The sequence below is a fragment of the Hydrogenophaga crassostreae genome (assembly GCF_001761385.1).
GTDB classification, from domain to species: Bacteria; Pseudomonadota; Gammaproteobacteria; order Burkholderiales; family Burkholderiaceae_C; genus Hydrogenophaga; species Hydrogenophaga crassostreae.
The window spans coordinates 1,487,311-1,511,958 of sequence record NZ_CP017476.1 but is presented as its reverse complement, the minus strand read 5'-3'; the positions used below and the strand labels follow the sequence as shown (position 1 = coordinate 1,511,958).

The window sequence follows — 24,648 nt, the reverse complement described above, 5'->3', positions numbered from 1 at the left end:
CTTGAAGCTCATTATCCAAATCCCTTGTTTTAACGAAGCAGAAACTCTAGGCATTGCCCTTTCGGCTCTGCCGCGCCAGGTGGCAGGCTTCGACTCCGTTGAATGGCTCATCATCGACGACGGCAGCACCGACAACACGGTGGAAGTGGCGCTGCAGCACGGCGTGGACCATGTGGTGAAACACACCCGCAATCAGGGTCTGGCGCGTGGATTCATGAATGGCTTGCAAGCCTGCCTGGAGCGCGGCGCTGACGTGATCGTCAACACCGACGCCGACAACCAGTACCAGGCCGATGACATTCCGCTGCTCACCGCGCCCATCGTCGCCGGCAAAGCCGACATCGTGATCGGCGCACGCCCGATCGAAGCCATCGAACACTTCAGCCCCATCAAAAAACTGCTGCAAAAAATTGGCAGCTGGGTGGTTCGCGTGGCCAGCAAAACCGACATTCCCGACGCCCCCAGTGGGTTTCGCGCCATGAGCCGATCAGCCGCTCGCCGCCTGACCGTCTTCAGCGACTACACCTACACCCTGGAAACCATCATTCAGGCGGGCCAGAAAAACATGGCCATCACCTCGGTTCCCGTGCGCGTGAATGGCGACTTGCGTCCATCCCGCCTGGTCAAGAGCATCTCTTCCTACATTCGGCGCAGTATCGTCACCATCGTCAGGGTGTTCGTTATCTACCGCCCCTTTCGGTTCTTCGGGGCGATCGGTCTCACGCTGTTCACCGTGGGTTTCCTGATTGGTCTGCGGTTTCTCTACAAATGGCTGATGTCGGACTACGGCTATGACGGCCACATCCAGTCATTGATCCTGGCCAGCTCCCTGATGGTGATCGGTTTTCAAACCATCCTCATCGCCTTTGTGGCCGACCTGCTGTCGGCCAACCGCAAGCTGATGGAAGAAGTGCGCACACTGGCGCTTGAAAGCCGTGACCGCTCGCACTGACCCGGGTAAGTTGGTGCCATCCAAGCCTTCGCAGCCACAGCCTTCTGGTTCACCCGCCCGATGGTTGTGGCTTGATGCGGCCAAAGGACTGGGCATTGCGCTCATCGTCTGGGGCCATATCTATTCAATCACCGAGCCCACAGCCTTGCAGGTGTATGTGTACGCGTTCCACGTGCCGCTCTTCTTTTTCATTTCCGGGCTGACTTTCCGGCCGGAAAACAACACGGTCGGGCAGGTCATGCGCAGCAAAGCAAGAACACTGCTGCGGCCCTACTTTGTCTACGCCTTTCTGGGGTTCCTGTTCTATCTCGCAGGGTACAGCTTCGCTCAGGTCATGGGCCTGAAGCTCTCACAATTCGACTATGGGCTGCTGCCTCCGCTGATCGGTGTTTTCTATGGCTCACTGGGCGATGGCCACCTGGTCAACACGCCCATGTGGTTCGTCGCAGCGCTGTTCTGCACCCTCCTCCTCGGTCAGGCTATCAACCAGTTTCTGGCGCCCAAGCCGCTTCGCCTGATTGCGGCCCTGGCCATCGCCACCTTTGGCTACTGGGTGGGAGACCTCGTCAAGTTGCCGTTCAGCCTGGCCCCCGCGATGCTGGGCTTGGTCTTTTTCCAGGCAGGCGTGTTGCTCAAACCCCTGGTGTTTGGTCTCAAAAGCGCCCCCGTCAAACTCTGGCTTGTTCTGTTGATCAGCCTGGCCGTCAGTTTCTTCAGTCAAATCAACGGATTTGTAGCCCAGGCAACCCCCGCAGTGGGCAACCTGGGCTGGTTCTTGCTGTTCGGCTTTGCAGGAACCTTTGCCACCCTGGCATTCGTGCAACTCATCGAGAAACACAGCCAATGGCTGGCCTTTCTCGGGCGGTACAGCATGTCCATCATGGTGATTCACTTCCTGATCATCAAATCGGTCAAGGTGGTTCTAACAACGCTGGCCCACATCGACATGGCCACCATCGACAGCTCAACGTTCTACGGCGGCATCGTGATCGCAGCCACTGTCGCTCTGCTGGTGCCGGCGGTTTATGTCATGGAGCGGTACTTGCCCTGGACGCTGGGAAAGACCCCAGGAATCCCCGCGCGGCAGGCTGCCTGACATGAGAATCGCTGTCACCGGAGCCAACGGATTCGTTGGACGAGCGGTCTGCGAAGCCCTTCGCGCAAAGCAACACACGGTCCGGCCCATCGTTCGCCAAACCGATCCCGGCGAACCCGAATCGGTCGCTGTTGGACCGATTCACGGCGATACCGACTGGGCCCACGCCTTGCGCGATATCGAGTGCATCGTGCATTGCGCCGCACGGGTCCATGTGATGGCCGAAACCGAGACCGACCCGCTCGCCGCCTTCCGCATTGTCAACGTTCAAGGCAGCCAACGGCTGGCTGAGCAAGCGGCTCAGGCCGGCGTCAAGCGCCTTGTTTTCCTGAGCTCACTCAAAGTCCTGGGCGAACAAACCGAACCTGGTCAGCCTTTTCAAGCCGACGCAGTGCCTCAGCCTGATGACCCCTACGGCATTTCAAAGTGGGAAGGTGAGCAGGCGGTTCAGCAAGCCGGGCGCGTCGCGTCCATGGACGTGGTGGTGATTCGCCCCCCGTTGGTCTACGGGCCAGGCGTCAAAGCCAACTTTCAGCGGTTGCTGCGAGCTGTCTCCCGCGGATGGCCACTGCCTTTGGGTGCAATCAACAACAAGCGCTCACTGGTGAATCTGGACAACCTGTGTGACCTCATTGCCGTTTGCGTGCACCATCCTGCTGCCCCAGGGCAGGTTTTTCTGGTATCGGACGGAAAAGACGTGTCCACGCCCGAGCTGATTCAGGCCATGGGAAGGGCCCTGGGTCGCCCGGCCAGGTTGATATCCATTCCGCCAGCCTGCTTGCACCTGATGGGCCGTCTGTCAGGTCGCCTGGCCCAAATCGAGCGCCTGACAGGGTCGCTTCAAGTCGAGATCGGGCATACTAGGGAGGTTCTGGGCTGGACGCCCCGAACCAGCTTGCAGCAGGCATTGCAATCACTGGTGCAGGCAGATTTGAAATGAAGCGCTTATTTGATCTGGGTTGTGCCCTGACGCTAGGCGTCCTTTTGGCCTTGCCCCTGTTGATGCTGGCTTGTCTTGTGCGCCTGACCTCGTCCGGCCCGGCGCTGTACTGGAGCGATCGTGTGGGACAAAACAACCGGATTTTCCGAATGCCCAAATTTCGCAGCATGAGAACCGACACACCGGCGGTAGCGACCCACCTGCTGCCTGACCCCGCCGCCTGTCTTACCCCCATTGGGTCCTTCTTGCGAAAAAGCAGCCTCGATGAACTGCCGCAGCTGTGGAGCATTTTCAAGGGCGACATGAGCCTCGTTGGACCCCGTCCTGCCTTGTTTAACCAGGAAGACCTGATTGCTTTGCGCACCGAGCACGGCGTACACCGCCTGATCCCCGGCATCACCGGCTGGGCACAAATCAACGGCCGGGACGAACTGCCCATTCCCGACAAAGTGGCCCTGGACACGGAATACCTTCGAAATCGGTCATTTTTGTTTGACCTGCGCATCCTTCTGCTCACCGCATGGCGGGTGATCAACCGCCATGGCGTTGCCCACTAGAGTTGCGATGCTGACACGTTTTGCCCTCCCCATTCTCGCCATGCCCCGCCCGGCCAAACGGGTGGTGGTGCTGCTGGTTGACGCGTCCTTGTGCGTACTGGCGGTCTGGCTTTCGTATTACTTGCGACTGGGGGAATGGATCAAACTCTCCGGCGACTCCTATTGGCAGCCCATGTGGGCCGTGGGCGTCTCGCTGGGTCTCGCGCTGCCGATATTTATCGTCAACGGATTCTATCGGGCCATTTTCCGATACTCGGGCTTGTCGGCGCTGACCACCGTTGTAAAGGCCATCGGCGTCTACGGCTTGCTTTTTGCGACGGTATTTGCGGCCATTGGTATGGACGGAGTGCCTCGCACGGTCGGCCTGATCCAGCCCATGCTGCTGTTGCTGACCGTCGGCGCATCGAGGATGTTGGCAAGATTCTGGCTCGGGGGCCTCTACCGCAATCAACTCAAGATGGGCTTGCCCAGGGTACTGATCTATGGCGCGGGCAATGCCGGACGGCAACTCGCTGGCGCGATGGCCAACAGCCATGAAATGGTGGTTGTGGGGTTCATGGATGACGACGACCGCCTGCATGGCCACGTTCTGAACGGACTTGCCATTTACAGCCCAGAAGACCTCGAAGGCTTGGTGGCGTCGCTGGAAGTCACCACCGTTTTGCTGGCCATTCCATCGGCCCGGCGCAACCGGCGCAATGAACTGATTCAGCGCATGCTGAAGGCACATGTGCAGGTTCGAACCTTGCCAGGAGTGAGCGAACTTGCACAAGGCACAGTGAGTATTTCCGACCTGCGTGAGCTTGATATCGATGACCTGCTGGGTCGCGAACCTGTGACCCCCAATCACATACTGATCGGCAAGAACGTCGCGAACAAGGTGGTGCTGGTAACTGGCGCCGGCGGCTCCATTGGCAGCGAGCTGTGCCGACAAATCCTTGCGGCCCGCCCAACGACCCTGGTGTTGATCGATCAAAGTGAATTTTCCCTTTATGAAATTCACCAGGAGTTGACCGACAAGCTGGGCAACAGCGAATCAACAACCATCTTTCCCGTGCTTGCGTCGGTGCGCGACGAATCAAGGTTGCGCGAAGTCCTGGCTTACTGGAAACCTCACACGGTCTATCACGCTGCAGCCTACAAACATGTGCCCCTGGTGGAAGACAACCCGGTTGAAGGGATCCGCAACAACACAATGGGAACCCTGGTTTCTGCCAGGGTCGCCGGCGAGTTGGGCGTAAACGATTTCGTTCTGATCAGTACGGACAAGGCCGTTCGCCCAACCAACATCATGGGTGCCAGCAAACGCCTGGCTGAAATGAGTCTGCAGGCGCTGTCTTCCGTGTACCCCAACACCTGTTACTCCATGGTGCGGTTTGGCAATGTGCTGGGCTCCTCGGGCTCCGTCGTACCCAAGTTCCGCCGCCAGATTCGGGAAGGTGGCCCCATCACCCTGACCCATCTTGAGATGACCCGCTACTTCATGACCATTCCTGAGGCGGCCCAACTGGTCATCCAGGCCGGGGCCATGGCAAAGGGCGGCGACGTTTTTGTATTGGACATGGGCGACCCGGTCAAGATCGTTGATCTGGCCAAGCGCATGGTCGATCTCTCCGGTCTCACGCTGCGGGACGAACTGAATCCCGATGGCGACATTGAAATCGTGGTGACCGGTTTGCGCCCCGGAGAAAAACTGTTTGAAGAACTGCTGATTGGCAACGACCCCAGCCCGACCTCCCACCCCCGCATCATGAAAGCCCACGAGGAGTTTCTGGAGTGGCCGGTGTTGTCGGAACGGATAGAAGAGCTCAATCTACGCCTGAAGTACAACGACACGGCCAGCCTCAAGGCACTCTTGATCGAACTGGTGAGCGGCTACCAGCCCTCCTCAATCCCTCTGGCCCCCACTGGCACAGACAGCACGTTGTAACCCTGCGGTGTTTCGACCTCCGTCAGATTCCTCGCTCACCCGCGCCCTACGCGAAGCACACACGCCATGAATACTTTGAAAAAACCCCAAATCGGACTGGTGGGAACTGGTTTCATCGCCAGCGGATTTGCCCGCTTGATCAACAACCACGCCCCCGACCTCCAGATCAGCTCTGTGCTGACCCGGCGCCCGCTCAATGAAGCAGGCGACTTTCCGCTGACCGACCGTTTGACCCACTCGGTTCAACAGATCATTGACGGGTCTGATGTGATCGTGGAATGCAGTGGCGATGTCTTGCACGCCACCGATGTGATCGACCAGGCGCTGCGCGCGGGCAAGCCCGTGGTCACCATGAACTCCGAGTTCCATGTCACCACGGGCTCTTACTTCGCTGACAAGGGCCTGCTCACCGAGGCCGAAGGCGATCAGCCCGGGTCCATTGCTGCGCTGCGTGAAGAAGCCATCATGATGGGCTTCAAACCACTGGTCTACGGCAACATGAAAGGTTTTCTGAACCACACGCCCACCCCAGAAGAGATGGCCTACTGGGCTGGCAAACAGGGCATCAGCGTGGCCCAGACGACCTCGTTCACCGATGGCACGAAAATCCAGATCGAACAGGCCCTGGTCGCCAATGGATTCGGCGCCACCATCGCCTGCCAGGGCATGCAAGGCCCAAAGACAGCTGACGTCACCAAAGCAGCCATCGATCTGGCCAGGGGCGCAGCAGAGCGCGGCGAAGCCCTTTCAGACTATGTGCTCGCACCGGGCAATGCCGGGGTGTTCGTGGTCGGCACTCACGACAAATCGGAATGGAAAGCCCTCAACTACCTGAAACTGGGCGATGGGCCCTACTACGTGCTGGTGCGTCCTTTCCACCTGTGCCAATACGAGATCATCAAAACCTTGCGCCGCGTTTTGGCTGGCGGCGGGGTGTTACTGAACAACTCCAGCAAGCCGACGATCTCCATTGTCGCCATTGCCAAGACCGAACTGGCACCTGGCACACCCATTGACCGAGCCCTGGGCGGCTTTCAGGTGCGGGGTGAAGCCGCCAAAATCGAGGAGTCCCCCAACCATGTGCCTATCGGATTGATCCAGAACGCCGTCATCCGGCGCAAGATTGCACCTGGCCAAATCATCACGTTCGACGACGTAGACCTGCCCGACACGCTGGCTCTTACGATCGCTCGGCAGCTTTACAGCTGAGTCCCTCGGCACCCGGTCCGTCTGGCCACGCCACCATGGCGTGGCAGCCACGCGATTCGCGTGTTCTTCAAATCTGTTGCGCACCCGCGCAAGCTTCAATCTCATTGAATGGCAGCCCAACCCCACAGCACCCACTACCGCCCCGATATTGACGGCCTGCGAGCCATCGCCGTGGTATCCGTGCTTTTGCACCATGCCTTGCCCGAGAAGTTCAAAGGCGGTTTTGTAGGGGTTGACATCTTTTTTGTCATCTCCGGCTACCTCATCAGCTCCATCATCCTGGCCGGGCTCAACAAGGACCGGTTCAGTTTTGCCGATTTCTATGCCAAACGCGTCAAGCGCATTTTTCCTGCGCTTTCGCTGGTTCTGATCACCACGCTGGTGATGGGCTGGTTTCTTCTCGGTCCGCCCGACTACAAGCTATTGGGTAAACACGTTTTCGCGGGCAGTGCCTTCGTCTCCAATTTCGCCTTCTGGCGCGAAGCAGGTTACTTTGACGCCAATTCGGTCAACAAGCCCCTGCTTCATTTGTGGTCTCTCGCCATCGAAGAGCAGTTCTACCTGCTCTGGCCGGTGACGCTGTTCTTCTTGCACAAATGGCGACGCAACATCATCAGGGTGGTGTTCGTGCTGATTCTGATTTCATTTGCCATCAACCTGGCCTTGGTCAAGGGCCAGCCGACGGCCGCTTTCTACAACCCCTTGGCCCGTTTCTGGGAAATGCTGATCGGGGGACTGCTTGCAGCCATGCAGACCTACCGACTCGGTTGGTCTTCGGTGTTCCGCAAGGGGGTATGGGGACATGGTCCCGATGAACACCACGAGCGGCACCACCTTCGCAGCAACACCTACGCATGGCTGGGTGCATTCATGCTGGTGCTGGTCCTGGTGCGCATCAGCCCGGAACGCACCTTTCCAGGCTGGTGGGCCCTTCTGCCGACGGTGGGGACTGCCCTTCTGATCACGGCAGGCCCTCAGGCCTGGTTCAACCGCCACGTTTTGTCCAGCAAGCCCTTTGTGTGGGTCGGCCTGATCAGCTACCCGCTCTACCTATGGCACTGGCCCTTTTTGTCATTCTCGGCCATCACCCACGTAGAGCCGCCCAGCACCAGCACCCAGCTCGGGTGGCTGGCCCTCAGCGTGGTGTTGGCCTGGTTGACGTATAAACTGATCGAGAAGCCCATCCGTTTTGGGCGCCTCAATCACCGCTCAACGACCGTGTTCCTCAGCGCACTCGTGGCCGTCATCGCCACCGCCGGCTTCACCACCTACAAACAAGATGGCTTCGAATCGAGATTCCCGGACATCGTGCGCGACATGATGAGCAAGGGAGGGCGTTCGGCGGTCGTGGACGGCTGGCGAGAAGGCGACTGCATGCTGGACTACAAATTCCCGGCGTCGGCATACAAAGACTTCTGTGTTGAGAAAAAGCGGCCGCTGATTTTCCTGTGGGGTGACTCACACGCGGGCTCCCTATACCCCGGCTTCAAAGCTCTGCAAGACAGTGGCAAATACGATTTCGGATTGGGAGAGCGCACCGCAGCCATCTGCCCACCCGTGCTCGGAATCGAGCCCCGTCCCCTGTGCAAGAGCCTTAACGACAGTTCCATCGAGGCCATCCGCCAATCAAGGCCCGATGTGGTGATTTTGTATGCTTGGTGGCACAACAAACGCTACGACTTGCGCAACCTTGAAAGCACGGTCGCAGAAATCAAGAAGGCTGGTGTGCCGCGCATCATCATGCTCGGCGCTGTCCCCTACTGGCAAAAGTCATTGCCGTTGATCTTGCTTGAAGAGTGGAAAAAAGGGCCCCCAACCAAACGCCCGCCCTTGCGTCTCAAGGCTGGTCTGGATCCAGCCCTTGATTCGGCCACCGCGACCATGCGCGCACGTGCCGAAAAAATGGGCATCGAGTTCATCTCCGGCTTGCAGTTCTTCTGCAACGAAGACGGGTGCCTGACCCGGGTCACCGATGACGCCAAGCAACCCCTCACCTATGACTACGGTCATCTGTCCACCAGTGCGGTGACCTACTATGTCGATCAGCTCGGCCCCTTGATTTTCAAGAAACCTTAAGGATGCTCCACATCACCCGCGTCGTGCGCGGCGTGGCTTTTTGCAGAATGAGGTGTGACGCGCAAATGCAAGCCAGGAAGGCTTGCCTGAGAATTCGCAACGCAGTGCATAGACCGCAAAAGACAGCCCGCGAGGGTTCGACTGAAAACGGGCGACAGACGAAAAAAAATGCCGGGCAGTTGCCCGGCATTTTTTATGGCCTCACGGCCAGTGAGTCAAGCTCAACGCGGCTGGCGACGCGCGACCGGGCGGCCAGGGCCACCTTCAGGGCGACGCTGGGCAGATTCTCCGCCGCGCATGGCCGCGCGCTCAGAGTTGCCGCGGTCGCTGAAGCGATCGCCCGAGGGGCGCGGATTGGCTGCATTGTCGCCACGGCCAAAGCTGGAAAAACCTGAAGGCTTGGCACCGGCACGGGCTGGAGGACGATCGGCGAAACCACCACGACCTGCCGGACGGCTGTCGCCACCACGGTTGTTGTCAAAACGGTTGTCGGGACGCTGTTGCTCGAATCGGTTGTCCGAGCGCGGCGCGCCACGGTTTTCGAAACGGCCTTCCGAACGCTGTTCAAAACGCCCGCCATCGCCACCGCGGTTGTCATTGCGATTGCCTTCGAAGCGAGGGGCTTCAAAGCGACCTTCGACGCGGGGACCGCGTGCAGGGGCGCCGCGGCGATCACCACCGAAACGGTCGTTGCCACGCGATGCATTGGCGTAGTTGCGGCCTGGCGCGCCACGGCCCATGGGCTCGTTTTGCGGGGCGCGCTGACGCGGCTCCATGCCGGCCACGGTATCTACGGCGATGCGTTGGCGCGTGAAGGCTTCGATGTCGAAGATCTTGCGGCGGTCGCGCATTTCGGCGAACGTGACGGCCAGGCCGTCGCGGCCAGCACGGCCGGTGCGACCAATGCGGTGGGTGTAATCCTCGGCCTTCATTGGAAGACCAAAGTTGAACACGTGGGTGATCGTGGGCACGTCAATGCCGCGAGCGGCCACATCGGTCGCCACCAAGATTTGCACCTGGCCGCTGCGCAGCGCCATCAAACGGCGGTTGCGAATGCCCTGGCTCAACGCGCCATGCAATGCCACGGCCGCGAAGTTGGACTGTTGCAGATCGTTGGCCAAGCCATCACATTCGATTTGCGTGCTGCAAAACACAATCGCCTGGTTGATCGTGGTGTCGCGCAACCAGTGGTCCAGCAACGAGCGCTTGTGCTGGGCGTTGTCGGCCCAGAACAGTTTTTGCGTGATGTTGTTGTGCTGCTCTTGCGGGCTGTCGATCTGAACCTTTTGCACGTGCTTGCCGCCATCGTGCATCACGCGCATGGCGAGTTGCTGAATGCGGGGCGCAAAGGTTGCCGAGAACATCATGGTCTGGCCGCGTTGGCTGGTCAGATCGTTGATGTCGGCCAGATCATCAGAGAAGCCCAGATCCAGCATGCGGTCGGCTTCGTCGACCACCAGGAACTGCACTTTGTCGAGCTTCAATTGCTGCGAGCGCTGCAGGTCGAGCAAACGGCCTGGCGTGGCGACCACGAGGTCGGCGTTTTGCAGCTTGGCAATTTGCAACTGGTAAGGCATGCCGCCCACCACGTTGGCCACGCGCAGGCCGCGGCAATGACGCACCAGATCGATGGCATCGTTGGCCACCTGCTGGGCCAGTTCGCGTGTTGGACACACGATCAACGCACCAGGCGTTGGCGCCTTGAAATTGCGGGGGTTGGTGGGATCTTTGCGCTTGGGGCGCTTGGGAGCGGCTTCGCCATTGGCCAAGGCCTCTGCCGTGGCTTGTTCAAACTCGGCGCGCTCTTGCGCTTCCACAGCCGCACGTTGAGCAAGCAGGGTGTGCAACACGGGCAGCAAGAAAGCAGCGGTTTTGCCGCTACCGGTCTGGCTGGAAACCATCAAGTCTGCAAAACGCTTTTCACCCTCGCCCAGAAAGGCTTTGGGGATCACGTTTTTCTGCACTGCCGTGGGCTGGGTGTAGCCCAGGTCGGTACAGGCTTGCACCAACTCAGGGGCCAGGCCCATGGTCACAAAGCCATTGGGCTCAGCGATCACGGCTTCTTCGGCCACGGCCTCTTCAGCCACAGATGCGGAAACGTCGGCCGATTGCGCGGTGAACGCGGCATCGAGGGTACTGTCAGGGGTATTGTCGGGCGTGAATTCGCCGCGGTCTTCAAAAGAATCGCTCATGTTCGTCCTTGCGCAAACGCGCAATTGATCGAATCCAAAGCTCAGGCTGGAGCCGGCCAATGACATGGCCGGCGCTCCCGGGCGCAGGTTCCGTTCGTGGTTACAAAACATCAACCATCAAACGGATAACGCGCCATGGGTCACAGTTGCTGTCGCGTGACGCCGGGAGCGAAGACCTCATCCAGATCGCCAGCGGTTGAAACCGATGGCAGGTGTGTCGCAAACCACTTTTGAGAGCGCTTTCGACAACCGAATCCGGGAGGCCTGTGTGTGAGAGGCAGATGCACAAATAAGCGCAGTTTCCTGCGCAGCCTTCGATTATCGCAGACTTCGAGGGAAAACCCTAGAATTATTTTCGACAGCCGTTACAAGCCGCGAAACACAGGGGGTGTTCAAAGCGCTCGCGGACTTCAGCCCAGCACCGAAGCCACGATCTGGAACAGCACAGCAGCCAGCACCGCCGTGGCAGGCACGGTAATGATCCAGGCCGCCACAATGCGCATCACTGCTGAGCGCTTCACGATCTCTTTCTTGTAGGCTTTCTTGAACGCCTTGCGCTCGTTTTTCGCAAAGTTGGCGCCTTGCGCCGCTTCGCGAATGTCCTTCTTGCGCTTCATGTCGGCCAGCATGCGCTTCTTTTCGCCCACTTCTGCTGCCTCGAACCGCTGCAGGTAGGCCTCAACCTCTTCCCTGTCTTCCCCTTGGTGGCCGGCGAACACCACCGCCTCCATCTTGGCGTAGTTCACCTTCAGCAATTCGCGCAAGAACCCAACGCCGAACACCGCGCCAATCGAGATATGGGTGGTCGATACCGGCATGCCGAACTGAGAGGCAACGATCACCGTGATCGTTGCTGCCATGGCAATTGAATAAGCCCGCATGTTGTCCAGCTCGGTGATTTCCTTGCCCACCGTGCGGATCAGGCGCGAGCCATAGAGGGCCAGGCCTACGGCCAGACCAACAGCCCCCAGCACCATCACCCACAGCGGAGTGGGTGCCTCGCCTGCGATGGCGCCCGACTTTACAGCTTCGTAAATCGCCGCCAGCGGCCCCACCGCGTTGGCCACATCGTTGGCCCCGTGCGCAAAGCTCAACAAGGCGGCGGAACACACCAGTGGCCATGTAAACAGGCGGTTAACGCCCTCTTTGCTGTTCACCTGGGCCATGGCCATGCGCGCAATCGGCTTGCGGATCAACGCCCAAACAACCACGGCCAATACCGCGCCAACGCCGAGCGCCGCCAAGAAACTGATCTTGTAGATATGTTTAAACCCTTTGAGCATCATGTATGTGCCAAAAGCCCAGACCATCACTGCGATCAGCCATGGAACCGCCTTGCTCGCGGCCACCGTCATTTCGCTTCGGTAGGTGATGCTGCGCTTGATCAGGTAAAGGAAGCCGGCGGCAATCGCACCACCCATCACGGGTGAAATCACCCAGCTCATCACGATCGAACCGACCGTGCCCCAGTTCACCAGACCCCAACCGCCAGCGGCAATACCCGCGCCCATCACAGCCCCGATGATGGAGTGGGTGGTGGACACGGGCGCGCCAATCGCTGTGGCCAGGTTGAGCCACAATGCCCCGGCCAGCAGGGCCGAAAACATCACCCATGCGAACAGGCTGGCGTCGGCGATCTGGGCCGGATCAATGATGCCGCCCTTGATCGTTCCCACAACCTCACCTCCAGCAATGACAGCACCCAGGGCTTCAAACAAGGCCGCGATCAGAATCGCCCAGCCCATGGACATCGCGCCCGAGCCCACCGCTGGACCCATGTTGTTGGCCACATCGTTGGCGCCAATGTTCATCGCCATGTAGCCGCCCACGACGGCCGACACGATCAGCAACCAGACCGATGTGGTGGACAGGCCCAAAACGTTGGCCCCGGTCAATGAGGCATAGAGGCCCACCATCAACAGGAACGCCAGTGAGGCACCCAGCTGAAAAACGTCTTGATGGCGGGCGATCAGGCTGGCGCGGGATTTTTTGGTCATAGAACTCTCATTCGGAAGCCCCGATTTTGACATGGTGCACACCCTTGGGCGTGACCTCCCATGACCCTAACTCATCGCAGCAAGTGGGTGCGGTAGTGCTCCAGCTCATCGATCGACTCGTGCACATCGGCCAGTGCCGTGTGTTTCTGGTGCTTCTTGAAGCTGCTGTACACCTCGGGCTTCCAGCGCTTGGCCAGTTCCTTGAGCGTGCTCACGTCCAGGCAGCGGTAATGAAAATACGCCTCCAGCTTGGGCATGTATTTCACGAGAAAGCGCCGGTCCTGACTGATGGTGTTGCCACACATGGGCGAGCCGTTCTTGGGCACGTACTTGGCAATGAACGCCAACAGCTCGGCCGAAGCCTCTTCTTCGGTAACGGTGCTGGCCCTCACCTTGTCAATCAGGCCGCTTTTACCGTGGGTGCCCTTGTTCCAGGCGTCCATGGCGTTCAGAACCTCATCGCTCTGGTGAATCACGATCACCGGGCCCTCGATGCGGGGGGTGAGGTCAGGCCCCGTGATGACCACGGCGATTTCCAGCAGTTGTTCTTTTTCGGGGTCCAGGCCACTCATTTCGCAGTCGAGCCAGATCAGGTTTTGGTCGCTCTTGGCGAGCGCAGGTGGAGTTTGAGGTGTCGTCATACGGCCATTTTCGCTTATCGGCCAAGGCGACCCTGTGCGCCCCACATGCGCCAGCTTTCGATAGACTCCCCACATGATTTCTCCCGAACTGGCTTTTTCTCTGGTTTTCTGCGGCCTGCTGATCGCAGGCTTGGTGGTGCGCACGGTCTTGGCGAGCCGCCAGATTCGCCATGTGGCACGACACCGTGGCACCGTGCCAGAAGCGTTTGCGCAAACCATCACACCCGAAGCCCACCAAAAAGCCGCTGACTACACCGTCGCCAAAACCCGTTTCGGGCTGGTCGATGGTGCCATTGAAGCCGCTTTGCTGCTGGGCTGGACGCTGCTCGGCGGGTTGCACTGGCTCAACCAGGGGTTGCTGAACCTCATGGGGGGCGGCATGTGGCAGCAACTGGCTTTGGTCGGCTGTTTCGTGCTCATCGGCGGCGCGCTCGGTTTGCCCACCGCCTGGTGGTCCACGTTTCGCATAGAAGCGCGTTTTGGCTTCAACAAGATGAGCCTGGGCCTGTGGATCGCCGATGCGGTCAAAGGCGCGGTCGTCGGTGCGTTGATCGGATTGCCCATCCTGGCGCTTGTGTTGTGGCTCATGGGCGCTGCAGGGCCCGTGTGGTGGTTGTGGGCCTGGGGTGTCTGGATGGGGTTCAACCTGCTGATGCTGGTGTTCTACCCGACGCTGATTGCGCCGCTGTTCAACAAGTTCGAACCCCTGCAAGACGAGACCATCAAAACCCGCGTCAACGCGTTGATGGCGCGCTGCGGCTTCGCGGCCAGCGGTTTTTTCGTGATGGACGGCAGCAAACGCAGTGCCCATGCCAACGCCTACTTCACAGGGTTCGGTGCCGCCAAGCGGGTCGTGTTTTTCGACACCCTGCTCAAACAACTCGCGCCCGGTGAAATCGATGCCGTGCTGGCCCATGAACTGGGTCACTACAAGCGGCGCCACATTGTTCAACGCGTGGTGTTGATGTTTGCCTTGAGCCTGGTCGGCTTCGCGATGCTGGGCTGGCTGTCGACCCAAAGCTGGTTCTACACTGGCCTGGGCGTGATGCCCTCGCTCAGCGAACCCAACAATGCACTGGCGATCCTGCTGTTCATGATGGTGGTGCCATTGATCACCTTCTTTCTCTCGCCGCTCATGGCGCAACTGTCGCGCCGCCACGAGTTCGAAGCCGACGCCTACGCCATGGAAAAAACCGATGGCAATGAACTCGCCAACGCCCTGCTCAAGCTTTACAAGGACAACGCCAGCACGCTCACACCCGATCCGGTGTACGTGCGCTTCTACTATTCCCACCCTCCGGCCAGTGAGCGCATCGCGCGCCTGCAAGGCCTTGCTGTTTGAACCCTATGAACCCGATTCACCAAAACCGCCGCGCGCTCTCCGCCACCGAAATCGTCTCCCAGCTCACCCAGCTCAACGGTGAGGCCGCCCAGGGGTGGAAGCTGATCGATGGTTCCATCGAAAAAACCTTCACATTTGCGAACTACCACGAGACCATGGCCTTCGTGAACGCACTGGCCTGGGTGGCCCACCGCGAAGACCACCACCCCGATCTGGCGGTGAGCTACGGCAAATGCACCGTGCGCTTCAATACCCACGACGTCGACGGAATCTCGGCGAGCGACATGTTCTGCGCCGCCGCCGCCGACACCTTGTTGAAAGACTGATCCCCATGCCAGCCTCCACCGGTTTCTCCGCTTGAGCCGCCCTGCCAAGCCACCGGCCCAACCCGCGGCCGCCAGCCACCTGAAGCCGGGATTGGTCGTTGCCTCTTTTGGACGCCATTGTCTGGTGGAAAGCGCCGACGGCGAACGCCGCATCTGCCATCCGCGCGGTAAGAAAAGCCAGGTGGTAGTGGGTGACCGCGTGCAATGGAGCGCCTCCACCGATGAGGGCAGTGTGGAGCGCGTGGACGAGCGCCGCAACTTGTTTTACCGACAGGACGAACTGCGCACCAAATCGTTCGCGGCCAACCTCGATCAGATTCTGATGCTGGTTGCCGCCGATCCCGAGTTTTCCGAACGCCAACTCGCACGTGCACTGATTGCTGCCGAGGCACAAAACATTCCTGTGATCGTGGTGCTCAACAAGAGCGATCTACAGCCCGCATTCGACCGTTCGTGGGCGCGGTTGGCGCCCTACCGCCACATGGGTGTGGACGTGATGCCGTTGCGCCTGAAGGCAGCCACCGCGGCCAGCAGTGAAGCAGGTGTTGAGGATCTGTTGCAGAAGCTGAACGGAAAATCCACGTTGATACTCGGCCCTTCTGGCGTCGGTAAAAGCACTTTGGTGAACCGGTTGGTGCCCCATGCAGCGGCGCTCACCGGCGAAATCTCACGCGCACTGAATTCCGGTAAACACACCACCACCAGCACCACCTGGTACTGGACCGATGACTCCAAGCAGACCGCGCTGATCGACTCCCCTGGTTTCCAGGAGTTTGGCTTGAACCACATCGAACCCATGCAACTGGCACAGCTCATGCCCGACATGCGCGCCGCCTTGGGCAATTGCCGTTTCTACAACTGCACCCATTTGCATGAACCCGGCTGCTCGGTGCGCGATCAGGTGGCCAAAGCCGACGAGCCCCCCAGCGACACCGCTCCGGCGATCGGGGCCAACCGCTACCAAATCTACGGTGAGCTGTTCGCCGAGTTGTCGGACAAGCGGCGCTACTGAGCCTGGAGCGTTTCAGCGCTTTCGCCGTTTGGCGGGTTTACGGTCCTTTTTCTTCGATTGCCGCTCGGCGTCTGCGCTGTGGCCCGCCTTGAGCCAGACAGCAAATTCCTCTGGCGTCTCCAGTGTCAATCTGCCAATCGCATTGGTGCGGAAATCGCCGATCAAGATTTCGGCACATTTCTGCGGATCAACCCGTCCGCCACTGGTCAACGCACTGCGCTTGCGCCCAACCGCTTCCAGCAGGTCTTCGTCTTTGGTCTCGGCGATCGCCTCAGGCGTCATGCCCAGCTTGTAGCGCGCCTCAAGCTCCACGCCATAGACGCGTTTGATCTTGTCCATCAGCTCCAGCGCCACTTCTTGCTCGTCGTAGGCGTTTTTGCCCACGGCGCCGCTGGCCGCCAGGTTGTATCCACTCTCCGGCACCACGATGCGCGGCCATAGCATGCCGGGCGTGTCGTAAAGGTAAAAATCATCGGCCAGGGCGATGCGCGATTCGGTCCGGGTCACGCCCGCCTCATCGCCCGTTTTTGCCGCCCGCTTGCCTTTCAGCGTGTTGATCAGGGTGGATTTGCCCACGTTGGGAATGCCGCAAATCAACACGCGCATGGGTTTGACCATGCCGCCACGCAAAGGCGCGAGCTCATGACAGGCCGCGATGATGGCGCGCGCGGGTGAGGTTTCGCTGGCATCCAGCGAGATGGCTCGGGTGTTGGGCTGGGCGTTGTAGTGGGCCAACCAGAGCGCTGTGCGCAAGGGGTCGGCCATGTCTTGCTTGTTAACCACCTTCAACGCGGGCCGCGAAGCGGTGAGCTCGGCCAGCAAGGGATTGGCGCTGGAGCCCGGCAAACGGGCGTCCAGCATCTCGATCACCACATCGATTTCCTTGATGCGCTCGGTGATGGCCTTGCGGGTGAGATGCATGTGGCCAGGGAACCATTGGATGCTCATCGTCGTTGATTCTTTTCAAATGTCATGCCCCGATTGTGCGCTGCCCGGCAGACTGCTCCGCCATGTTGTGGACAATGCACCCATGTGCTTCAACTGCTTTCAACGCCGAATTTTCCCCTGGGTGCTCGACACCGCCTGTGGCCAGCCCCTGTTCACACGCATGCGCCAGAAGGTCGTGCCACAGGCGCGCGGCCATGTCCTGGAGGTTGGCATCGGAACCGGCCTGAACATGCCCCATTACGATGCGCAGAAGGTCAGCCGCATCACCGGTCTCGACCCCGCGTTGGCGTTGCAGCCCAAAGCGCGCAAGCGCATTGCGGCCGCTGGCATTCCGGTGGACTTGATCGGATTGTCTGCCGAGACCATTCCCCTGCCCAGCGGGCAAATGGACAGCGCCGTGGTCACCTATGCGCTGTGCACCATCCCCGACGCCGTTGCTGCGCTGAAAGAAGTGCATCGGGTACTGAAGCCAGGTGCCTCTTTGCTTTTTTGCGAGCATGGCCTGTCGCCTGACGCGGGCGTGGCACGGTGGCAAAACCGTATCCAACCCCTTTGGGGCCCGCTCGCCGGTGGTTGCCATTTGAACCGCGACATTCCTGCCCTGCTGCAGGCCGCCGGGTTTCGATTGGTCGAACTGGAGCAGGCCTATGTTTCCGGACCCAAACCCTGGACGTTCCACAGCTGGGGCGAAGCCCAGGCAGCGGAATGATCACGCGGCCAAGTTGTCCCTTGTTTCACTGGACAAGCTTGTGCATAACCCGGGAGAAGTCCTGTACCGACGACGCAAGCTGTTGATCTGATTGGGATTTCAATGAACTGCCCGTTAAAAAGGCAGACAAACAAACCACAGACGATCCATCTGTCAGACGTCGTGATGCACTGGCTCGTAGGCTGCGCGGCCCAACCGGGCCGGAGAGGTGTATTCCTCGCGGTACACATCAAACGGCATGGTGTCGTTCGCCTCGATGGCTCGCTGGTCATCCAGGGATTTCGCCGCCATCGCCTCGTATCGCGCCTGTTGCCCGGAACTCCAGGGCAGGTCGAGCAGATGGTTGTGGGTCTGCAAGGACTGCGCGCGCACAAAGGACACAAACGAATCGCTGTGCTCGTTTCGCACGGCGGCCAACACCCGGGCGGAAGGCAAGGTGTCCGGCGCTGCCAGCGACGCGCCAGCGGCGGCCACCGCCTGCACATGTGCATCACCACCATGGGCCGCATCCATCGCTTGCGCTATGGGCATCAAACCCCCAATGATTTCAGCGCCCCATTGCGTCAGGGTCAGGCTTTCTCCGTGGCGCGTGAGTCGCAAACCAGGCTCACGCCCACGCGAGGCGGTGAGTTGCTGATTCTGGGTGATCTCGTGAATCTCATCGGGTGTGTCTGGCGGGCTTTCGCTGAGCAAGCAATGCATCAGAAACACATCCAGGAAACGCAGTGTTGGCGCAGCGATGCCGATGGTTTCGAAGGGGTTCAAATCGAGCAAACGCACTTCGACATATTCCACGCCGCGCTCCCGCAAGGCATGCAAAGGCCTCTCGCCTGGCTGGATAACCCGCTTGGGCCGGATCGTGCCGTAGAACTCGTTCTCAATTTGCAGCAGCGTGGTGGCCAGCTGGTTGTAGTCACCGCCGGGATTGCGAACGCCGATGGCCTCATAGGCTGGCCATGGACGGGTCAGCGCATCATGCAACGAGGCCGCATAACCCTCCAGGCCGTTGTAGCTGACACCGAGCGTGGCCTGGGCATCGCTTTGATAGCCCAGCCGGCCCATGCGCAGGGTGGTACCGAAGGGTTTGTAAAACGAACCACCATTGCCCAAGGGCTGCAAATCGTGCTCGCGGCCCGCCAGAAAGCTTGAACACACTGCGGGTGAGGCGCCAAACAGCGCCAGCAACAAGAAGGCATGGCGACGGAAATTGCGGATCAGCGCAAAGTAGCCGTCGTTGTCGATGCCTGGCATGGACCAGTTGTAGTGAATACCCGAAATGGTTTGCATGCGCCGACCGTAGCGGTGGCCCAGGCCCATGCGGTACACACTCTTGGCGCGGCCCACGTTGGATGAGCCGTAACGGCCCAGCGGAATGGTTTCGTCTGTGGGCAAGCCGCACGGCATGCTCGATGCCCACATCATTTCGTCGCCACTGCTCTGTCCAGGCTTGTGCAACACGCGGGCCGTGTACTGATGCACCTCGGTCAACTCAGCGAGGCAAGCGTCTACGCTGGCGTGCACACCCGTGATCAGTTCCAGCTGTGACTCGCTGTAATCCGTCGTGATGTGAGGGTGGGTCAGGGCGCTGCCCAAGGCCGCAGGGTGCGGCGTCAGCGCCAGCTTGCCATCGGGCTGCGAGCGCAGGCTCTCTTTTTCAAGTCCGCGCTTTTGGCCAAGCAGGCGATCGCCCGAAATGGCATCCAGCCTTTGTTGCAATGAGGTCATACACAGAGAATCGGAGAAAAGGGGTTAGGGGCCCGGGGGGCGAAAGTTAACACGGGAGCTCCATCTCTGCTGGTGCGGGCACCATGGCCGCAGACGCGTGGGCCCAATTGGGCGGGCCTGCCTGCGCGGTGGCACCATGTGCCAGCAGCCAGGCTTCGATGTGGGCCACCTCGTTGCTCAGACGCAGATCATCAAATGCGGCCTGCCCCTCCGGGTAATGGTTACGCAGGTAATTGAGCCATTGTTTCAATCGGCCAGCTCGGTGGCGGCGCTCGACCCGTTCCACCACATGTTCCCAAAATGCCCCCAGCAAGGGCAACACCTGTGTCCAGCTCACCGCGCCTTGCGCCTTGATGGCCAGCGCCAGTCCCGGATTGGTCACCATGCCGCGCCCGATCATCAAATCGTCGCAGCCTGTGACCTCGCGGCAGCGCAATGCATCGGCCACACTGAATATCTCGCCGTTGGCGACCACCTTCATCGCCGGAAACCCCGACAAGGCCGACTTCACCTCGGCAATACGGTCCCAATACGCGGGCGGCCGGTAGCCATGGGCCTTGGTGCGCGCATGGATCACCAACTCGCTCGCCCCCGCCTGGGCGATTGCCAAGGCGCAGGCCTCAGCGACGCTGTCGTCGTTGAAGCCCAGCCGCATCTTGGCAGAAACCACCACATGCGCCGGCACCGCCTTGCGCACCCGAGACACGATGGTGTGGATCAATTCCGGCTCGTCCAGCAACACGGCGCCGCCCCGGCTCTGGTTCACGCATTTCGCCGGACAACCGAAGTTCAAATCCACCCCATGCGGGCTCAGGCCGGCGAGACGCGCGGCGTTGTCGGCCAGGCAGGCCGGGTCCGACCCCAGCAACTGGACCCGCACCGGCACCCCGGCGCGCGTGAAGCCACCGTTGTGCAACTCTGGCACCACCCGGTAAAACGCGCGCTCGGGCAACAGGGTGTCGGTCACCCGGACGAATTCGCTCACGCAGCGGTCGATGCCGCCCGTGCGGGTGAGCACGTCGCGCAGTGACGCGTCCAGCAGGCCCTCCATGGGCGCGAGCAACAGATTCATAAGGTGGATTGACTGACGCACTCAGGGCCAAAAAGGTGAGCGCTCGCTATCAGTGTGACAAAGATCAGAAGCAGTACAGATTTTATCGGCCCTTGGGCGCCACCGCGCCCGTTCACCTTGCCCCCCCTTCCGACGTCCGGTACCATCGCCGCAAACCAAACCCCCGGGAGTTGTTCCATGCGCACGTTTCTCGCCACTTCGCTGGCTGTTGCCCTGCTCAGTTTTGCTTCTTTCTCCAGCAGCCAATCGGTCTCCGGTGATGCATCACGCGCGGGGACATTCAAACAGATCGAGGGCGAGGCCTGGGTAGGCAATGCCGCCGAGCGGCGCACCGCGGCGTCAGGTGGGGCCGTGCAAGCCAGCCAGCGCATCAGCACCGGGAAAACCGGCGCCGCCGCCATCACCCTGAAAGATGGCACCGTGCTCACCATGGGCCCCAATTCCACCATGGACCTGAGCCGGTTTGAATTCAATTCCACCACCCAGGAAGGCAACCTTCTGCTCGACCTGCTGCAAGGCTCGGTACGGGTGGTCACCGGTTTGCTGGGCAAGGCACATCCTGAGAGTGTCAAAGTGAAAACACCCACCTCCGTCGTCGGCGTGCGCGGCACCGACTTCATTGTTGAAACCCAAGCCGCACAGTAAGGCTGTCCGAACCCATGCAACCCTCTACCCTGACACCATTGCATTTTCCCAAGCGGGCCACCCTTGCAGCGGCGGCCCTCACGACGGCATTGCTCTCAGGCTGCGCACCCGCCACCCGCGTGACCCTGCTCCCTCAGGCCGATGGCCATCCCAGCGCCGTCGAAGTGACCACGAGCAAGGGCTCTCAGCTCGTGGCCCAGCCCTATCAGGTGGCAGAAGTCACCAAAGCCGGAGCCGTTGAAGTCGTCCCCACCACTGCCGAAGAAGTTCGCAAAGCCCATCCACAACTGATTGCGCTGCTACCCGCCGCGCCCGATCGCTTCGTACTGGAGTTCGAGCCTGGAAGTTCCGACCTCACCGCCGCTTCGCAAGCCCGGTTGCCCGAGGTCATCACCAAGGCACAGGCGCGGGCCGGTGGCGAAATCGTGGTCACGGGGCACACCGATCGCCAAGGCACCCTGGAAGCCAATGACGCGCTCTCTCTGAAACGTGCGCAAGCGGTACGGGACCTGCTGATCGGCCAGGGCTTTCAGCCTGAGTTGATCCAGGCCGTGGGCCGAGGTGAACGCGAGCCAACCGTGCCCACAGACGATGAAGTGATCGAGCCTCGCAACCGCCGCGCTGAAGTGGTGGTGCGCTGACCGTTCAGCGAGCCCACGCGTCCATGGCGTCCGAAAACGGGCTGACCCGAGCCCTGAGCGACCTCTTCGCCAGCCAGCGCACCGGCGCCCTGGGCACCTTGAGTTCAGATGGAGACGCATTCGTTTCACGGGTGCCTTTTGCCATCGAAACCGAAACAGCCTCGCTGGTGATCCATGTCAGCGCGCTTGCTTCCCACACCGGCAACCTGCTCAGGCATCCGCGTGCCTCCCTGATGATCAGCCGGGCAGAAACTGCCGGCGAACCTGTGCATGCATTGCCCCGTGTGACGATCGATGTGCAAGCCGAGGCCTTCGATTCCAACAGCGCCGACATCCAGCACTTGCGAAGCAGCTATCTGGCCCGGTTTCCCGAGGCGGAACCCATGACCCAATTGGGCGACTTTCGCTTTATCCGTTTGCGCCCACTGCGCGCGCGGCAGGTTGCTGGCTTTGGTGCTGCACGCAACATCAGCGTTGAAACACTGGCCCAGGCCATGGGGGCGGCCATTTGACGGGCAACCACCCTGGCCTGGAAGTGCTGTTCGCAGACAACCATCTGCTGGTGCTCAACAAACCCGCCGGATTGCTTGCCGTGCCTGGCCGGGGGCCAGACAAACAGGACTGCCTAAGTGCCAGAGCCCAAGCGGCGTGGCCCGATGCACTGGTGGTGCACCGGCTCGACATGGCCACTTCGGGTCTGGTTGTGATGGCACGCGGCATAGATGCCCAGCGAAGCCTCAGCCTGGCCTTCGAGAAGCGGCGTGTCTACAAGCGCTATGTCGCCGTGGTCTGTGGCGCGCTGCTCAACCCCCTGCCCGACAACGACTGGGGCACCATCGATTTGCCTCTGCTGCTCGACTGGCTCAACCGTCCGCGCAGCATCGTGAGCCTCGAGACCGGCAAGCCCAGTCAAACCCGCTGGCGACTCAGTCCCCAGTTGCCAGCAGAAAACCCGCAAGCGCACACGGGCATCGCGACGCGCGTAGAACTGGAACCCATCACAGGCCGCTCCCACCAATTGCGGGTGCACCTTCAGGCGATCGGCCACCCCATCGTGGGGGACACGCTGTATGCGCCACTTGATGCCCCAGCAAAGGCTGACAGGTTGCTTCTGCACGCGCAAGCCATTGAGGTGCCCCATCCGTTCACCGGTGAACGCCTGCTGTTCGAGTCGCCCTGCCCTTTTTAGCTTTGAAGGAACGCCACCATGACCACCACCCCGCAACATCTCACCATCCTCACCGGCGCTTCGCGGGGCATGGGCCTGGCCATGGCCGAGCAGTTGCTGGCACCCAACCGCCTGCTGTTGTGCATTTCCCGAAAATCAAACGACGACCTGACCCGGGCCGCAGCCACGCAGGGCGCTCCGCTCACCCAATGGCAGCAGGACCTGGCAGACAGCCAAGGCGCGGCAGAGCGCTTGCAGGACTGGTTGGCCGCCCAGGCTCCAGAGGGACTGGCCAGCGCCACGCTGATCAACAACGCCGGAGTGATCACCACCATCGGCCCGCTTGAAGCCGCGCCTGCCGAGGGTTTGATCAACGCCTTGCGCGTGGGGCTGGAAGCGCCCATGTTGCTCACCGCAGCGTTTCTGCGGGTGACTGGCGACTGGGTTCACGCGGGCTGGCGGGGGCCACGCAAGGTACTCAACATTTCCTCAGGCCTGGGGCGCCACGCCATGGCCGGCCAGGCATCGTATTGCGCAGCCAAGGCAGGCATGGACCATTTCACGAGGGGCAGCGCCCTCGACGAAGCGGAAAAACCCTTTGGCGCCAAGCTGGTCTCACTGGCGCCCGGCGTGATTGACACCGACATGCAAGCCCAGCTTCGCGCCGGCGACCCTGCCCACTTCCCCGGGTTGAGCCGTTTCATCGAACTCAAAGAAAAAGGCCAGCTCAGCTCGCCCCAGCAAGCCGCGCAACAGGTGCTGGCCTGGCTTGACCGCAAGGACTTTGGTTCACAGCCCGTGGCCGACGTGCGTGACTGACCGGCACAGGGCGCAGACGCTGGACAAACACGACTCCTTGTCCCGCCGTCAGTTTCAAGCCGCAGTGCTCGGGCTCACGCTGGGTTCACCCATCCACGCCCAGGCTCAAAGCGGGACACCTGCGGCCAGCTTCTGGGCGCTGCTGCGTGAAGGTGGCAACCTGCTGCTCATGCGCCATGCTCAAACCGTGTCCGGCACCGGCGACCCAGCCAACTTCCGCATTGGCGACTGCAGCACTCAGCGAAACCTCAGCGAGGCCGGGCGCGAACAGGCCAGGCGTGTGGCCGTTGCCTTCCAGCGCGAAGGCGTGGTGCCCGATGAGGTGCGCTCCAGCGCATGGTGCCGCTGCGTCGACACGGCAGAGCTGGCCTTTGGCCGCCACACCGTCTGGGCGCCCATCAACTCGTTTTTCCAGCAAAACAGCGGCGAGCGACAGACCCGAGAGGCGCTGCAGTCCCTGCAGCAACACAAGGCCCCTCGCAATCTGGTGCTCGTCACCCATCAGGTCAACATCAGCGCCCTCACTGGCAATTTCACGGTCATGGGCGAAATGCTGCTGGCACGACCTGAACATGCTTCCCCTCACCAGCTCGAGGTGCTGGCACGGCAAACATTCTGATGTCGACGCCCATGTGACCCTTGTCAAGCCCT

The 24,648-nt window shown here is 60.7% G+C and carries 23 protein-coding genes; 17 read left to right on the top strand and 6 right to left on the bottom strand.

Translation table 11 applies throughout. The annotated features are described in order from the left end of the window. Nucleotide 1 precedes the first annotated feature (1 nt). From LPB072_RS07030 to LPB072_RS07000, 7 genes are all read left to right on the top strand, one after another. Nucleotides 2-952: a glycosyltransferase family 2 protein gene (locus tag LPB072_RS07030; RefSeq protein WP_066093216.1), complete on the top strand. Its 951-nt coding sequence runs from the start codon at nt 2-4 to the stop codon at nt 950-952. Beyond that, a complete protein-coding gene (locus LPB072_RS07025; protein WP_157694166.1) occupies nt 936-2,048 on the top strand; it encodes an acyltransferase family protein in 1,113 nt (370 codons plus the stop codon). Before LPB072_RS07030 ends, LPB072_RS07025 begins: the two co-directional genes overlap by 17 nt. Nucleotide 2,049: 1 nt before the next feature. After that, nucleotides 2,050-2,988 (top strand): UDP-glucose 4-epimerase family protein, encoded by a 939-nt coding sequence (locus LPB072_RS07020; RefSeq protein WP_066093210.1) that lies wholly within the window; start codon nt 2,050-2,052, stop codon nt 2,986-2,988. Next, entirely contained in the window at nt 2,985-3,545 is a 561-nt protein-coding gene (locus tag LPB072_RS07015; RefSeq protein ID WP_066093207.1) for a sugar transferase, read from the top strand. The genes LPB072_RS07020 and LPB072_RS07015 overlap by 4 nt, the downstream gene beginning before the upstream one ends. A gap of 7 nt (nt 3,546-3,552) precedes the next feature. Then, complete coding sequence (locus LPB072_RS07010) at nt 3,553-5,475, top strand: polysaccharide biosynthesis protein (RefSeq protein WP_066093204.1); 1,923 nt, start codon at nt 3,553-3,555, stop codon at nt 5,473-5,475. A gap of 66 nt (nt 5,476-5,541) precedes the next feature. Continuing rightward, a complete protein-coding gene (locus tag LPB072_RS07005) occupies nt 5,542-6,684 on the top strand; it encodes an SAF domain-containing protein (RefSeq protein WP_066093201.1) in 1,143 nt (380 codons plus the stop codon). Between the two features lie 108 nt (nt 6,685-6,792). Beyond that, complete coding sequence (locus LPB072_RS07000; protein WP_082877042.1) at nt 6,793-8,760, top strand: acyltransferase family protein; 1,968 nt, start codon at nt 6,793-6,795, stop codon at nt 8,758-8,760. 221 nt (nt 8,761-8,981) lie between these two features. Here LPB072_RS07000 and LPB072_RS06995 read toward each other — a convergent pair whose 3' ends face one another. From LPB072_RS06995 to orn, 3 genes are all read right to left on the bottom strand, one after another. Then, nucleotides 8,982-10,952: a DEAD/DEAH box helicase gene (locus tag LPB072_RS06995; RefSeq protein ID WP_082877041.1), complete on the bottom strand. Its 1,971-nt coding sequence runs from the start codon at nt 10,950-10,952 to the stop codon at nt 8,982-8,984. Between the two features lie 410 nt (nt 10,953-11,362). Then, nucleotides 11,363-12,949 (bottom strand): inorganic phosphate transporter, encoded by a 1,587-nt coding sequence (locus LPB072_RS06990; protein ID WP_066093197.1) that lies wholly within the window; start codon nt 12,947-12,949, stop codon nt 11,363-11,365. 71 nt (nt 12,950-13,020) lie between these two features. Beyond that, nucleotides 13,021-13,590 carry an oligoribonuclease gene (gene orn / locus LPB072_RS06985; protein ID WP_066093194.1) on the bottom strand — a complete coding sequence of 190 codons (570 nt, stop codon included), beginning with the start codon at nt 13,588-13,590 and terminating at the stop codon, nt 13,021-13,023. A 73-nt stretch (nt 13,591-13,663) separates the two neighbouring features. On the opposite strand from orn, the gene LPB072_RS06980 reads away from it, so the two are divergent. Genes LPB072_RS06980 through rsgA form a run of 3 tightly spaced genes read left to right on the top strand, consistent with a single transcriptional unit; the run spans nt 13,664 to nt 16,270 of the window. Continuing rightward, nucleotides 13,664-14,932 (top strand): M48 family metallopeptidase, encoded by a 1,269-nt coding sequence (locus LPB072_RS06980; RefSeq protein ID WP_066093191.1) that lies wholly within the window; start codon nt 13,664-13,666, stop codon nt 14,930-14,932. A gap of 5 nt (nt 14,933-14,937) precedes the next feature. Next, nucleotides 14,938-15,258 carry a 4a-hydroxytetrahydrobiopterin dehydratase gene (locus tag LPB072_RS06975; protein ID WP_066093188.1) on the top strand — a complete coding sequence of 107 codons (321 nt, stop codon included), beginning with the start codon at nt 14,938-14,940 and terminating at the stop codon, nt 15,256-15,258. 31 nt (nt 15,259-15,289) lie between these two features. Beyond that, a complete protein-coding gene (gene rsgA, locus LPB072_RS06970) occupies nt 15,290-16,270 on the top strand; it encodes a ribosome small subunit-dependent GTPase A (RefSeq protein WP_066093185.1) in 981 nt (326 codons plus the stop codon). Between the two features lie 12 nt (nt 16,271-16,282). On the opposite strand, the gene ylqF is transcribed toward rsgA, so the two are convergent. Continuing rightward, on the bottom strand, nt 16,283-17,218 hold the full coding sequence (gene ylqF, locus LPB072_RS06965) for a ribosome biogenesis GTPase YlqF (RefSeq protein ID WP_066093183.1): 936 nt from the start codon (nt 17,216-17,218) through the stop codon (nt 16,283-16,285). An 82-nt stretch (nt 17,219-17,300) separates the two neighbouring features. On the opposite strand from ylqF, the gene LPB072_RS06960 reads away from it, so the two are divergent. Then, nucleotides 17,301-17,927 carry a class I SAM-dependent methyltransferase gene (locus LPB072_RS06960; RefSeq protein WP_066093655.1) on the top strand — a complete coding sequence of 209 codons (627 nt, stop codon included), beginning with the start codon at nt 17,301-17,303 and terminating at the stop codon, nt 17,925-17,927. A 153-nt stretch (nt 17,928-18,080) separates the two neighbouring features. Here the strand turns inward: LPB072_RS06960 and LPB072_RS06955 are convergent, their stop codons facing one another. Further along, nucleotides 18,081-19,652 carry a glutamate--cysteine ligase gene (locus tag LPB072_RS06955; protein ID WP_066093181.1) on the bottom strand — a complete coding sequence of 524 codons (1,572 nt, stop codon included), beginning with the start codon at nt 19,650-19,652 and terminating at the stop codon, nt 18,081-18,083. Between the two features lie 46 nt (nt 19,653-19,698). After that, nucleotides 19,699-20,724 carry a tRNA dihydrouridine synthase gene (locus LPB072_RS06950; protein ID WP_082877040.1) on the bottom strand — a complete coding sequence of 342 codons (1,026 nt, stop codon included), beginning with the start codon at nt 20,722-20,724 and terminating at the stop codon, nt 19,699-19,701. 177 nt (nt 20,725-20,901) lie between these two features. Between LPB072_RS06950 and LPB072_RS06945 the strand changes: the two genes are divergently transcribed. Genes LPB072_RS06945 through LPB072_RS06920 form a run of 6 tightly spaced genes read left to right on the top strand, consistent with a single transcriptional unit; the run spans nt 20,902 to nt 24,616 of the window. Then, on the top strand, nt 20,902-21,369 hold the full coding sequence (locus tag LPB072_RS06945) for a FecR family protein (RefSeq protein ID WP_066093178.1): 468 nt from the start codon (nt 20,902-20,904) through the stop codon (nt 21,367-21,369). A 14-nt stretch (nt 21,370-21,383) separates the two neighbouring features. After that, complete coding sequence (locus LPB072_RS06940; RefSeq protein ID WP_066093175.1) at nt 21,384-22,010, top strand: OmpA family protein; 627 nt, start codon at nt 21,384-21,386, stop codon at nt 22,008-22,010. 23 nt (nt 22,011-22,033) lie between these two features. Then, complete coding sequence (locus LPB072_RS06935) at nt 22,034-22,522, top strand: HugZ family pyridoxamine 5'-phosphate oxidase (protein WP_066093171.1); 489 nt, start codon at nt 22,034-22,036, stop codon at nt 22,520-22,522. Further along, complete coding sequence (locus tag LPB072_RS06930) at nt 22,519-23,199, top strand: RluA family pseudouridine synthase (RefSeq protein ID WP_066093168.1); 681 nt, start codon at nt 22,519-22,521, stop codon at nt 23,197-23,199. The genes LPB072_RS06935 and LPB072_RS06930 overlap by 4 nt, the downstream gene beginning before the upstream one ends. A gap of 18 nt (nt 23,200-23,217) precedes the next feature. Next, nucleotides 23,218-23,997, top strand: a complete 780-nt coding sequence (locus tag LPB072_RS06925; protein WP_066093165.1) for an SDR family NAD(P)-dependent oxidoreductase — start codon at nt 23,218-23,220, stop codon at nt 23,995-23,997. A gap of 37 nt (nt 23,998-24,034) precedes the next feature. Continuing rightward, nucleotides 24,035-24,616 carry a histidine phosphatase family protein gene (locus LPB072_RS06920; RefSeq protein ID WP_066093649.1) on the top strand — a complete coding sequence of 194 codons (582 nt, stop codon included), beginning with the start codon at nt 24,035-24,037 and terminating at the stop codon, nt 24,614-24,616. The last annotated feature ends 32 nt before the right edge of the window (nt 24,617-24,648 follow it).